The sequence below is a fragment of the Porphyromonas macacae DSM 20710 = JCM 13914 genome, assembly GCF_000379945.1.
Lineage (GTDB): Bacteria > Bacteroidota > Bacteroidia > Bacteroidales > Porphyromonadaceae > Porphyromonas > Porphyromonas macacae.
Map to the genome: position 1 here is coordinate 1 of NZ_KB904142.1, position 13,235 is coordinate 13,235.

At 47.6% G+C, this 13,235-nt stretch carries 10 protein-coding genes and 1 rRNA gene; 3 read left to right on the top strand and 8 right to left on the bottom strand.

Translation table 11 applies throughout. The features are described from left to right. Positions 1-384 precede the first annotated feature (384 nt). The gene (locus A3GI_RS0106720) at positions 385-1,458 is read right to left on the bottom strand and encodes a phosphotransferase enzyme family protein (RefSeq protein ID WP_018360699.1); all 1,074 of its coding nucleotides are present in this window, start codon (positions 1,456-1,458) and stop codon (positions 385-387) included. Positions 1,459-1,467: 9 nt separating this feature from the next. After that, entirely contained in the window at positions 1,468-2,865 is a 1,398-nt protein-coding gene (gene nhaD / locus A3GI_RS0106725; RefSeq protein WP_018360700.1) for a sodium:proton antiporter NhaD, read from the bottom strand. A gap of 298 nt (positions 2,866-3,163) precedes the next feature. On the opposite strand from nhaD, the gene A3GI_RS0106730 reads away from it, so the two are divergent. Further along, positions 3,164-3,574, top strand: a complete 411-nt coding sequence (locus tag A3GI_RS0106730) for a DUF4332 domain-containing protein (RefSeq protein WP_018360701.1) — start codon at positions 3,164-3,166, stop codon at positions 3,572-3,574. A 327-nt stretch (positions 3,575-3,901) separates the two neighbouring features. On the opposite strand, the gene A3GI_RS0106740 is transcribed toward A3GI_RS0106730, so the two are convergent. Genes A3GI_RS0106740 through A3GI_RS10830 form a run of 5 tightly spaced genes read right to left on the bottom strand, consistent with a single transcriptional unit; the run spans position 3,902 to position 9,731 of the window. After that, positions 3,902-5,320 (bottom strand): Gfo/Idh/MocA family protein, encoded by a 1,419-nt coding sequence (locus tag A3GI_RS0106740; RefSeq protein WP_018360703.1) that lies wholly within the window; start codon positions 5,318-5,320, stop codon positions 3,902-3,904. A gap of 48 nt (positions 5,321-5,368) precedes the next feature. Next, positions 5,369-6,949 (bottom strand): peptide chain release factor 3, encoded by a 1,581-nt coding sequence (locus tag A3GI_RS0106745; RefSeq protein ID WP_018360704.1) that lies wholly within the window; start codon positions 6,947-6,949, stop codon positions 5,369-5,371. After that, positions 6,924-7,850 (bottom strand): dTDP-4-dehydrorhamnose reductase, encoded by a 927-nt coding sequence (rfbD, locus tag A3GI_RS0106750; protein WP_018360705.1) that lies wholly within the window; start codon positions 7,848-7,850, stop codon positions 6,924-6,926. Before rfbD ends, A3GI_RS0106745 begins: the two co-directional genes overlap by 26 nt. Beyond that, a complete protein-coding gene (locus tag A3GI_RS0106755; RefSeq protein ID WP_018360706.1) occupies positions 7,834-8,391 on the bottom strand; it encodes a DUF4924 family protein in 558 nt (185 codons plus the stop codon). Before A3GI_RS0106755 ends, rfbD begins: the two co-directional genes overlap by 17 nt. Further along, positions 8,388-9,731 carry a nucleotide pyrophosphatase/phosphodiesterase family protein gene (locus A3GI_RS10830; RefSeq protein WP_018360707.1) on the bottom strand — a complete coding sequence of 448 codons (1,344 nt, stop codon included), beginning with the start codon at positions 9,729-9,731 and terminating at the stop codon, positions 8,388-8,390. The genes A3GI_RS0106755 and A3GI_RS10830 overlap by 4 nt, the downstream gene beginning before the upstream one ends. 427 nt (positions 9,732-10,158) lie before the next feature. On the opposite strand from A3GI_RS10830, the gene pnp reads away from it, so the two are divergent. Then, positions 10,159-12,402, top strand: coding sequence for a polyribonucleotide nucleotidyltransferase (gene pnp / locus A3GI_RS0106765; protein WP_018360708.1), 2,244 nt, complete (start codon positions 10,159-10,161; stop codon positions 12,400-12,402). Positions 12,403-12,664: 262 nt separating this feature from the next. Here pnp and A3GI_RS0106770 read toward each other — a convergent pair whose 3' ends face one another. After that, positions 12,665-12,973: a hypothetical protein gene (locus tag A3GI_RS0106770; protein ID WP_018360710.1), complete on the bottom strand. Its 309-nt coding sequence runs from the start codon at positions 12,971-12,973 to the stop codon at positions 12,665-12,667. Positions 12,974-13,100: 127 nt separating this feature from the next. Between A3GI_RS0106770 and A3GI_RS0106775 the strand changes: the two genes are divergently transcribed. After that, positions 13,101-13,235 (top strand): 16S ribosomal RNA (locus tag A3GI_RS0106775); the annotation flags it as partial.

Sequence of the window (13,235 nt, forward strand, 5' to 3'; positions counted from 1 at the left end):
GAGACCTTGGATTGATTCTAAATTCAGCGAATCTACAATGCTGTTGACCAGGCGCACAGGGTCATTGGCATCAATATCTTGACCAAGTTCTGCAGGAAATAGCAGGATGGGGTCGGATATGTAAGGACGAAAGTGTAACTTTGTATTCATTAAGTAATTGATATTTGCTAAGTTACTCAAACTTAGTGAACGAACGAAGCCCTGGCTCGTGAAAGTTGGGGCTTTGTCGTTGGATGAGGAATAAAAAAAGGAGGCTGCCCCAAAAATGAATTTTGACACAGCCCCTTACTGTTGTTAAGAAATTCAAAAAAACGGGGGCTTTCCAGAGCGCGGTTTTCCCGTATGAAGTTCGGCGAAATTTTTCCGATAGCTAAACCATGCCCGTCAATCTTTCAAAAGCTCTTCCATTTCTTCACGACATTCATCCAGACGTTTTAGGTAAGTCATCTGTGCCAGCGTACGCCGGAGGTTATGTTCGCTGTCCGTCACTTTGTAATAGGTGTCGCCGTTGATGTAGTCTGTCAGAAAGCGCACTGCCTGCATATAGGTCATCATACGTCCGCCGTAGGCAATCAGACTTTTTTCCAGAGGAGTAAGGAAGCGAGCTGTGCTCAGGTATCCTTCTACAAAAGCCTTGTAGACATCTTTTTTTACGCTTATTTTCGTTGTATCGGGCTCATCTTCGGCTGTGCTGCACACCCCCGTACGGATAAAGTCGCCCACATCGCTGAGGATGAACCCCGGCATCACGGTGTCCCAGTCTACAACACAGAGTACACCGCCTTTGCGGGAAAAGAGAATGTTATCCACCTTGGTGTCGCAGTGGATTGTGCGTTTCGGTAATTTTCCTTCACGATAGAGCCGTTCCTGAACGGTCATCTCTTCCGCTCTCCGTTGCAGTTCGTCTACGAGATGACGTACCGAAGCCAGCCGTCCTGCCGCATCTTTCTCTACAGCCTGTTGCAATTCCCACAGCCTGAAGCTCATATTGTGGAAATTCTCTATCGTCTCGCCCAATTCGCCTTCCGGTATATCCGAAAGGATTTCCTCGAAACGGCCGAAAGCCTCTCCTGCACTGTGTGCCGTTTGAGGGGTTACTTCGCTCAGGCTCATGCTGTCGTCGATGAACCGGCAAAGACGCCAATAGTTACCGTCTGCCTCTGTATAGTTCCGTTCAGGCATATCGGCCACGGGATAAAAATAAAGATACTTGCGTGCCGCATCAGGGTCGCCCTGCAATTTTTCGGCCATTTTCCGGCTGACAATATCTACGTTCTTTTGCAAAACGGCTATACGCGGAAAAACCTTGTGATTGATACGCTGGAGCAGCCAGCGTTTATTGCCCGGTTCATCGGTTATCAGATACGTATCGTTGATATTTCCGTTTCCGAACGATTTGATTTCGCCCGGATTGACATCAGGCAGGAAACGGTGAAATATTTCTGTCAAGTCCATCATATTGAAAAGCTAAATGAAAGAAATAAGAGCATAGCAGGCTGCACCGGCGATATATCCCAGCAGTGCCAAGCCGCTAAAGCGTTTGAAGTAATAAACAAATTTAATGTTTTCCATACCCATAACAGTTACTCCCGTAGCGGATCCGATAATCAGCAGGCTGCCGCCCGTTACGGCACAGTAAGCAAGGAATGTCCAGAACGAGCCGTTCATTACGAACGGCGTGAGTGAAGCCGGATCCGCTATGGGGTACATACCCATAACGGCTGCTACTAAAGCTACGTTGTCCAGCATGGAAGAAAGAACACCGATAAGCAGTGCCAGCAGGGAAGAGTCCGGTATACGGTACGAGATAAAGCCCGAGGCCAAAGTCAGATGTCCGCCCGTTTCCAAAGCACCCACCGACATTAAAATACCGAGAAAATAAAAGATTGTGGCAAGGTCTGTTTCATGCAGCACATTATTGACCCGCATCTCCCGGGCATCTTTGAGGAGTTCCTTTTTCTTCCGAAAAAGTATTTCGGTGTACCCCCAGATCATCACAACTCCGGCCAAAGCCCCCATAAATGCCGGCAGGTTGAAGAGCGATTGCCACACAGGAATGAGTAGAAGGGCGGCTACCCCCATCCAGAAAATGGATTTACGGATACGCGAGGGCAATATGTCGGCATAGTCATCCCGCTCACAGGATGAAGATTCGCGCAACACTGCCCCTTTCTTAAAAAGCCAGAAATGGGCAATCGTAAGCGGTACCAGCAAATTGACAAATGCCGGCAGAAAGAGTGAGGTTGTTTGATGAACAGGAGTAATACAGCCGTTCGTCCAGAGCAATAAGGTCGTCACGTCGCCGATAGGAGACCAGGAGCCGCCCGCATTACAGGCAATAATGGCCATACAGGCATATTTAAGACGGTCTGTACGGTTGGGTACCAGTTTTCGCAAAATAGCAATAATCACGATAGCGGCAGCAAGGTTATCCAAAAGGGCGGAGAAAAAGAAAGAAGCCAAAGTTATACTCCAGAGGAGTTTACGTTTGTCAGTGGCTGTCAGCAACTCCGTCACAGCCTTGAAACCGCCGTAGCGGTCTACCACATACACCAGGAGCATGGAACTGAGAATAAAGAACAGCGTGCCGGAAACATTGCCCAACTGTATGTTCAGTGCTTGTGCTACAAATCCCTGTACCTGTCCGGTCGGGTTCTCCGCTGCGGTGTCCGGGTGAAGTTGCATATAAGCAGCAAATGCTTCGTTGTTCAGTGTTATGCTGCTGTCGAGTAAGAGGATACTCCACAACGATACACACATCAGCAAGGCCGTGACACTTTTGTTAATGCCTATTTTATCTTCAAAAGCAATAGCCATAATGCCGGAAAAAAAGAGAACCGGCATAAGAATGAATGTTGCAGACATAACGTTTGGAGTTGATTGATTTTTTCATAAAAACAGGAGCGTTTTTCTTCTCTTCCGGGTCTGTGAAAAGATTGCGCCGACAAAGATAAAAAACTTGTTCCATCCTTAATAAATGCAGCCTTTCGAGGCTCTCCTTTTCTTGAAAATCAAGTTTTGAAAACGGCTTAAATATCTTAATGATAGGTTTTTAAGATAAAAAAGCTTATATTTCAGTTAAATAAAACGAAATTTTAAGAAGAGAATTCTAATTAACCGGCTGTTTTAATAAGAGTAAAAATAGAAACAAAAAAAGAAAATTATGGCTAATTACAAAGTTATTGACATCGAAGGTATCGGTGAAACGCATGCGAAGAAATTGAATGCCGCCGGAATCACCAACACCAATCAATTGCTGAAAGCATGTGCCTCAAAGGCTGACCGCAAAAAACTGGCTGAGAAAACAGGAATCGATCCTAAGAAGATTTTGTCTTTTGCAAATATGGCCGACTTATATCGTATTCCCGGCGTAGGGAGCGAATATGCCGATTTGTTGGAGCGGTCGGGTGTAGACACCGTGGTCGAATTGGCTACGCGCAAACCGGAGAATCTGGTTGCAAAAATGGAGGAAGTCAATGCGGCTAAGAAGTTAGTGCGCCGTACTCCGGTACTTAAAATGGTGGAAAAATGGGTGAAAGCAGCGAAAGAGCTGCCACGCGTTATCGAGTACTAAGACGCACATGCCACAATAATATTCTTAGCCCGGGGGCTGTGTCAAAATTCGTTTTTGGCACAGCCCTTTTCAGGTGCGTAAGAATGCGTAAAGCTTTTCTCCTTTGGAGGAGGATGTGTCTTGTAGAGACTGCAGCTGAGGCAAAACATAATCCTCACTAAAACAGAGTCATGTTTTCGCAATCTTGCCACCCGGCTTCATCTTCCAACCGAATAGACAGCGTTTTTAACGAAGAACCTTGTCTTTCTGACCGGAAATAGAAAAACAAAACCTCAAAGAGCATTGAAAGGCCTTTGAGGTTTCGTTTTGAGAAAAAAGGGATGTCTCTTATTTGGCAAAGGTCAATCCTTTGAGTTTATCCCAGGCACCACGCGTAAAGTCGGGAATTTCTACGGGAGCGCTCCCGTTCTTGACGGAGATCTCGGTCAGCTCTACCAGGCTGCTCCATTCGGCTGCATCGTAAACATCCTGATCCAGAGGCAGGCCATGTCGTAAACAGTAGATAAGGCGATAGTCCATGATAAAGTCCATACCTCCGTGTCCGCCCACTTTGCGTGCCAGCTCTCCGATTTCTTTAGAAAAAGGATGTTCATATTCTTTCAGCAGGGCTTCCATCTTCTCTTTGGGCAGTGCATTGTGGAAATCCGGCTCGAGGGCTATCTGTCTTACAGGATACTTTTGGGCAAAGCCTTTCGTTCCGCTCACCGTATGCAGACGGTTGTACGGACGGGGGCTTGCCACGTCGTGCTGAATCATGATGGTGTGTCCCTTGTGCGTGCGAATGAGGGTGGTATTCATATCACCCATTTTATACTCCTGTTTAGCCTCCTTAGAGTCTGCCCCGTACTTTTCGGTGGCATATTTTGTCATGCCGAACTGGTCTGTACTCATGGATACCAGATAGTCCATCCTGTCGCCACGGTGGATATTCATGATTTGGCAGATCGGGCCAAGTCCATGTGTCGGATAGATATTTCCGTTGTGCTCCTCGTTCCATCTGCGACGCCAGTCGTTATGGTAACCGCCTTTAAACTCTTCACCGAAGTTGTATTCGTGGAGATTGTGTATATAGGCTCCTTCACCGTGGATAACCTCACCGAACAGGCCTTGCTGTGCCATATTCAACGTAGCCATTTCAAAGAAATCATAACAGCAGTTTTCGAGCATCATGCAATGTTTACGTGTTTTCTCTGCCGTATTTACCAATTGCCAGCACTCATCTATTGTCATCGCTGCCGGCACTTCTATGGCCACGTGTTTACCCTGCTCCATGGCATATACCGCCATAGGCGTATGACTTGCCCAGTCCGTGCAAATGTACACCAGGTCGATATCCGGATCTTCGCAAATTCTTTTCCATGAGGTACTGTCAGCAAATGACAATCGTGCAGGCTGTTTGTTGTTTTTCTTCAGTATGTTCTGGCAGAACTCCACGTTTTCAGACATAATATCCGCCAAACCATGCACTTCCACACTGTCCAGATACATGAAACGCTCCACGGCACCACGACCGCGCATACCCAGACCGATAAAACCCACGCGCACAACGGGAATGGGGTCTGCCGTCAGAGCCAGCACGTCGGTTTGCCCTTCGGCTCGCTCCGGTGTTTTCAGGGTAATCATCCGGGAAGATTGTTCGGAGAGTTTTTCTTTCTTTTCCGTCGTAGCTCCCTTTCCACAACCCGACAGCAAGCCGCCGACGATGATTATTCCGGCAAGCAAACGGGTAACAGTCATTTTCTTCATCTTTTTTGATTGATTAGTTTATCGTAAGCCCCTGCTCCACCCGGTGAATCAGAATTCACTGGTAAAGTGAAACTTGATTTTAGGAAAATCCTGCTGTGCCATAGAAAGCACGTAACCGGAGTCGGCAAGATACACGTCACGCCCCGAAATATCTTTGGCCATGAATTGTGCTTTGCGTTTCTTGAAGGCCTCCAGCTGAGCCGGGTCTTCGGACTCTATCCAGCAGGCCTTATACAGGCTGATGGGCTCCCAGCGACATTGTGCCGCATACTCGTGCAGGAGCCGGTATTGGATTACTTCAAACTGCAACTGTCCCACCGTGCCGATAATCTTACGGCCGTTGAATTCGTTGACAAAGAGCTGTGCCACGCCCTCTCCCATAAGCTGATCGATACCTTTGGCCAGTTGTTTGGCTTTCATCGGGTCGGCATTTTCGATGTATTTGAACTGTTCGGGGGAGAAGCTCGGCAAGCCCCGGAAGTGCAGCTCCTCACCTTCGGTGAGCGTGTCGCCGATACGGAAGTTACCCGTGTCGGGCAATCCCACGATATCGCCGGCATAAGCTTCGTCCACGATTTCTTTCTGCTGTGCCATAAAAGCCGTGGGACTGCTGAAGCGCATCAGTTTATTCATCCGCACATGTTTGTAGTTCTTGTTTCGCTCGAATCTGCCGGAGCATATCTTTACAAAAGCGATACTGCTGCGGTGGTTCGGATCCATATTTGCGTGAATCTTGAATACAAACCCCGTAAACGGCTCTTCATACGGATCGATCTTTCGCTCTTCCGCCATAATCGGACAAGGGCTGGGAGCGATGTCGATAAAACAGTCGAGCAACTCTTTGACCCCGAAGTTGTTAAGAGCAGAGCCGAAGAAAACCGGAGCCACCTCGCCTTTGAGGTACGACTCACGGTCGAACTCCGGATAAACTCCCTCCACAAGTTCCAGATCCGCACGCAGTTTGCCGGCCTGCGCCGGATCGATATGTTTTTCCAGCTCTCCGCTTTCCAAGTCCGTAATAGCTATGCGATCGGTGATCTGTTGCTTGTTCGGAGTAAAGAGGTTAAGCCCCTTTTCATAGATATTGTAAACGCCGCGGAAACGTTGTCCCATGTCGATAGGCCAGCTTAGAGGGCGTACCTTGATTTTCAGCTCTTCTTCTACTTCGTCCAGCAGATCGAAAGGATCTTTCCCCTCGCGGTCCAATTTATTGATGTAAACGATTACCGGAGTGTGGCGCATACGGCAGACCTCCATCAGACGACGGGTTTGCAACTCCACACCCTTGGCACAGTCTATAACGATAATAACGCTGTCCACGGCTGTGAGGGTGCGGAATGTATCTTCCGCAAAATCCTGGTGTCCCGGCGTGTCGAGGATGTTTACTTTATGATCCCGATAGTTGAACCCCATTACAGAGGTCGCCACCGAGATACCTCGCTGCTTTTCTATCTCCATCCAGTCGCTGGTGGCCGTTTTCTTGATCTTGTTGCTTTTTACCGCTCCTGCCACGTGAATAGCACCGCCGAAGAGCAGGAGTTTTTCGGTCAGTGTTGTTTTGCCGGCGTCCGGGTGGCTGATGATAGCAAAGGTGCGGCGTTTGTTAATTTCGTCTGTCAGTTGACTCATCGAGTGCTAATAGTAATTTTTTGAGTCCCACACTCCAGTGAGGCGGGGTTATATTATACAATTCTTTTAATCTTTGTTTGCTCAATACACTGTAAAGAGGGCGTTCGGCAGGTACGGGATATTCCGTGGAAGGAATCGGAATCACACCTTCGGGCGGCATTTTGTTCGCATAGCTTAAGAGCATATAAGCCATATCGTACCAGCTGCAAATGCCGTTGTCCGAACAGTGCAACAACGGCGTTCGGAAAGAGCCTTCCTCCACGGCCAGAGCTGTGATTTGCAATAAAATTCCGGCCAAATGAGGTGCATAAGTGGGAGTACCTGTCTGGTCGGAAACCACTCCGATCGAACTGCGTTCGCAGGCCAGTCTCAGCATGGTCAGGGCAAAGTTTCTGCCATAAGGAGAATAGAGCCATCCGGTACGAACCACCAGCAGTTGTCCTGCCGGCATATAACCCATGCCGACCTCTTCGCCCATGACCTTGCTGATGCCGTAGAAATTCAGAGGATGTGTCGCTGCCTCCTCTTCGTATGGGCAACATCCCCGTCCGTCGAAAACATAATCCGTACTGATATGCACCAACAGTCGCCCTGAGGTTGCACAACTGTGTGCCAGTAATTTCGGGGCCTCTATGTTCAGTTTGCGAGCTGCGTCCTGCTCCGTTTCAGCTTTATCCACAGCCGTGTAAGCTGCACAATTTATAACTACCGTGGGGCGTGTGTCCTCTATCCCCATGGTTTTGCAATAGCGGTCTAATGCTCCGGGCTGTGTAATATCCAGCTCTGCATGTGTGGCTGCATACAGACGGACGGTATCGTTCTGCAAAGCAGCGGCTGAAACGAGCGAACGCCCCAATTGTCCGCCGGCACCCGTGATAATAAGATTATAGGTTTGCTTCATCCTCTGTATTCTCCCGGTCTTTTTTGTTGTAAGCATCCGCCAGCATCGCCAGCATGGTGCTGATTTGCTTGAGAGAGGCCAGGGTATCTTCTCCGAGCCTTTTGCCCGCCAGGCGCATCGTTACTGCTCCGTAAAGAGCATTCAGAGCTGTTTCCACTTCGCCTTCATTTTCGGCTGCGGCACCTTTGGAACGCAATTGCACAATAGCCGGCAGGGTTTTATAGTAGACACTTTGGTATAGCCCTTGAGCAGAGCTTTTGAGCAATTCCCGGTGAAGTTCCTCCAGCTGCATCGCCAGCACCCGGTTTATGTCTAAGTGTCCCTTTTCTTTTTTCCCCTCGATCAGCATCATATCGATCAGCTCGGTGTACCAGCGGCGTATACGTCGCATCGTTTCTTCGTCTGTCCGGTAGCGCGAAACGATCAGCTCTTCGACACGTTCGGGATTGCAATCCGCTGCGCGAATCAGGTCTTCCACCTGCCACATATACAGCAGGTATTCGCAGATGTTTTCTTTGCGTTTCTTCTCGGCTACAATCATGGTTGACTGCGTAAAAAAGGTTGGACGTCGGAAAGGTCGGCGTCATTGGCCGAAGGTTTGATGTCGAGCAACCGGCATATCAAAGGATAGACGGCAATGTTCGGAATGGAGCGGGAGAGGAAAAAACCTTTTTTCAGGTGAGGTCCCACACCTAAGAAAAGAGCCTGCATGCTGGCGCGTTCGTTATCATAACCGTGTGCTCCACCTTTCTTAAACGTTTTTATGGCAGGGTCGAAGTAAACCATGGCACCCTCGTCAGGCAAAATCAAAAGCTCCCCGATGCGCTTATTGGATCCGTAATGGAAGCGTGCCGGCATCTCACCTTTTTTATAGACTTTAATATGCGGAACGGTTTGCAGGATGCGATAAGCGCTATCCGTATAGGAGGGCTTGGGATAAAGATGTGCAAACGCCCCCGTAGCCACATGTATGAAACTGTCTATTGGCATGTAATCGCTCAGATTTACACTGCGTTCCGGATAATAAGTCTCCATGCCATGATCGGAGACGATAAGGAAATCGACCTTATTGCCTACGGGCAGTGTATTTAGACGGTTCAGGAAATAGCCCACCACACTGTCCAGCTTTTCCACCATGGCAAAGACTTCTTTGCCTTCGGGTGTAAAATGATGCCCCAAGTGGTCGGGTTCTTCGATATACCACATGATCAGGTGAGGCCGGTCGGCTTCCGGTAAATCAAGCCATGCCAGTACGCTATCTGCCCGGCTTGTGTAAGGAACTTTGCTATCGAACTTTTTCCAGCGATGCGGATGATGCCCGTTAATTGCCGTCTCGGACCCGACCCAAAAGAAACTGGCCGTCTGCACACCCTGTCGCCGTGCCGTATTCCATACAGGTTCGCCTCCGTAAAAACCGGGATTTTCCACAGCCTTGCGGTTCGGTATGGTGTAATGACCGTACTCGTCATCGTAAAATTCATTCGCCACAAGGCCGTGATGGTCAGGATATAACCCCGTGGCCATACTGTAGTGATTCGGAAAAGTGAGAGAAGGGAAAGAGGGCTGCAAGGAGCCTGATATACCGACACGTTTGATAGAATCGAAGACGGGTGTATTGGCTTTGCTCAGGTAGTCGGCTCTGAAACCGTCTAATGAAAGCACAACCGCATAGCGATCTCCTCCCGGCCGGGCATGGTCTGTATGGACGGAGCCCTTTCGCAGAGATCCGCAACCGGCGGTCAAACCTATCCACAGGGCAAACAATGTCGCTATGGCATTATATTTCTTTCGTTTATCTCGATAACGGTCGATATTCATAATCAGGTTGTTTGTAAATTCATAGTGCAAAGATAAACAATTGGCTTCGAGCACGATATTCATCGGTGTATAATCCGGTTGATATCATTTCAGGGAAAGATGGCCTTTTTTAGCAATGTTTCCTGAGTTTTTTCTCCCGACAAATCTTTTACCATATGAGTTCGATGTGAGGATATGTACCGAATTATTGTAAGGCTGTGTGCGTAAACGACCCCTTCTAAAGAGCTGACGTGTACTGAAAAAATTCTCTGCCCGATGGTTCAAAATTCTTCAGGCAATGGATAAAAATCCGTAGCGCAATGGATTTTCAACGAAGTTAACTTGGATTTTTATTTTCCTTAACAAGAATTTTTTCAGTACACGTCACACGTCGCGGTTAAGTCGAATTTGCTTTATATATAATATGGTGTGTAAGATAACTGCTATACGCAAGGTTTTATGTACCTTTGTGCCCGAACAAACGAGATTATGAAAAAATAAAAGAAAACTTATGAATGTTGTAAGTAAGACAGTTACCTTACCCGATGGCAGGACAATAACCATCGAAACCGGTAAGCTTGCCAAGCAAGCCGATGGTGCCGTAACGGTAACGATGGGTGGTACTGTGCTTCTGGCCACCGTATGTGCAGCCAAAGAAGCCGCACCCGGATGCGATTTTATGCCTTTACAGGTTGAATACAAAGAAAAATATGCTTCTATCGGGCGTTTCCCCGGTGGTTTTACCAAGCGCGAGGGGCGTGCTTCCGATTATGAAATATTAAGCTGCCGGTTGGTCGACCGTGCACTGAGACCCCTTTTCCCTGATGATTTCCATGCCGAAGTCTTTGTTAATATTCTTCTCTTCTCCAGTGAGGGCGAGAATATGCCCGATGCACTTGCCGGATTGGCTGCATCTGCAGCTTTGGCCGTTTCTGATATTCCGTTCAATGGGCCTATCAGTGAAGTGCGTGTGGTGCGTGTGGATGGCAAGTTTATCATTAACCCCACATTCGAGCAGCTGGCTAAAGCCGATATGGATCTCATGGTGGGTGCAACCATCGACAATATCATGATGGTGGAAGGCGAGATGGACGAAGTACAGGAGTCTGAGATGCTCGAAGCTATTCGTGTGGCACACGAGGCTATCAAGGACCAGTGTCGCGTTCAGTTGGAGCTTTCCGAGGCTGTGGGTAAACTGCAAAAACGCGAGTATTGTCATGAAGTAAATGATGAAGATTTGCGTAAGGATGTGCACGACAAGTGCTATGCCAAGGCTTATGCTGTGGCTACGAGCGGTACGGACAAACACCAGCGCGGCGAAGCTTTCGAAGCGATCGTGGAAGAGTATAAGGCCGGATTTACCGAAGAGGAGCTGACTGAAAAAGCAGAGATGATAGCACGTTACTATCATGACGTGGAAAAAGAAGCGATGCGCCGTGCTATTTTGGATGAGGGTAAACGTCTCGACGGGCGTAAGACCACCGAAATTCGTCCTATCTGGATCGAAACGGACTATCTGCCGGGGCCTCACGGATCTGCCGTGTTTACCCGTGGTGAAACACAGTCTCTGACTACTGTTACTTTGGGAACGAAGAGCGATGAAAAACTGGTGGACGATGTGCTGAACTATGGCAAAGAGCGCTTCTTGCTGCATTATAACTTCCCTCCTTTCTCTACGGGCGAAGCTCGTCCTCAGAGAGGTGTAGGCCGTCGTGAAATCGGACACGGCAATCTGGCACACCGTGCCCTTAAGCGCATGATCCCGGAGGATTATCCTTATGTGGTACGTGTGGTTAGCGATATTCTGGAGTCTAACGGATCCTCTTCCATGGCTACGGTATGTGCCGGAACGTTGGCTCTGCGCGATGCCGGTGTGCAAATTAAGAAACCCGTATCGGGTATCGCCATGGGGCTTATCTCTGAAAACAAGGGTAAGAATTATGCTATCTTGAGCGATATTCTCGGAGATGAAGACCACTTGGGCGATATGGACTTTAAGGTTACCGGAACCAAAGATGGTATCACTGCCACTCAGATGGATATCAAGGTAGATGGTCTGAGTTATGAAATTCTGGAAAATGCGCTCGAACAGGCCAAGCAGGGACGTTTGCATATCCTCGGTAAAATATTGGAAGCTCAGCCCGAGACTCGCAGTGACCTCAAGCCGCATGCGCCACGTATTGAGAAAATGCGTATCGGTAAAGAATTTATCGGTGCCGTTATTGGCCCGGGCGGAAAGATTATTCAGGGTATTCAGGAGCAAAGCGGTGCTACCGTTAATATCGAAGAAGTGGATAACTGCGGTATTATAGAAATCAGTGCAAACAACAAGGCTGCTATCGACGCCGCTATGGCATTGATTAAAGGTATCGTTGCTATTCCCGAACCGGGAGAGGTTTATCAGGGAAAAATTTCCTGTGTGATGCCGTACGGATGCTTTGTGGAGTTCTTGCCGGGTAAAGACGGCTTGTTGCATATTTCGGAAATAGACTGGAAACGTTTCGAGACAATCGAAGAAGCCGGCTTGAAAGAAGGCGATGTGATAGATGTCAAACTGCTGGAGATCGATGCCAAGACCGGAAAATTCAAGTTGAGCCGTAAAGTTCTTATGGAAAAACCGGAAGGTTATCAGGAACCGGAGCGCAGACCTCGTCGTGAACGGAATGAGCGCAGTGGCGAGCGTTTTGAACGTCGTGAACGTGGCGAACGTCACGAGCGTAGAGAATTCCCCGATCGTAACCGTTCGGAAGACTAGACTTCTTTTTCATTGATAAAAGTAAAGGCTGCCTCTTTTTTTGAGGTAGCCTTTCTTGCGTTTAAGCGTTGTTTTATTTGATGGGGGGGTATAGGAGAAAGCGGGGTGATAAAGTGTTATGAGGTTGATTTCATGTTTTGAAAACCGGGTTGTTTGTTTATCCGGCTCCATGGGGAATAGATCTGTTATGGTTGTTTATGCGTGTTTATTGTGAATTTTTTTAATTTTTTTGAAAAATATTTTTGTTGGTTATCTGTTTGTTTCATAGGTTTTTAGTTTGTTTGTTTTTGTCTTTTTGTTTGAAATGTTTGTTTTGATCTCTTGCAGGAATGAAAATAATCTCTACCTTTGCAATCGCAATTCGGACGAGAGTTGTTTGTTTTGACATCGATTCGCGGTATGGTGAGATCAGGAACGGATGTATTTTATTGAATATTTTTTTTGTTTTTGATTTTTTCTTTCCGAAAGTCTTGCGGCAGACAAAAATTTGTTTACCTTTGCAAGCCGAAACCCGTTTTGGATTTTTTAAGGTTCGGGTTTTGTTGCACAAGCGATCTTCGACATAATTCATATTAGAAACGAAAAGTGTAGTACAGGGGAATATATATTTTCCCGTCAGAACTTAAAGGTTTCGATAAGATTCGATAACGGTGGTTTATTTTTGGGCGTATAAGGAAAAAACGAAATAAAAAGATATAACAGAGAAGAGTTTGATCCTGGCTCAGGATGAACGCTAGCGATAGGCTTAACACATGCAAGTCGAGGGGCAGCATGGTCTTAGCTTGCTAAGATTGATGGCGACCGGCGCACGGGTGCGTAACGCGTATGTAACT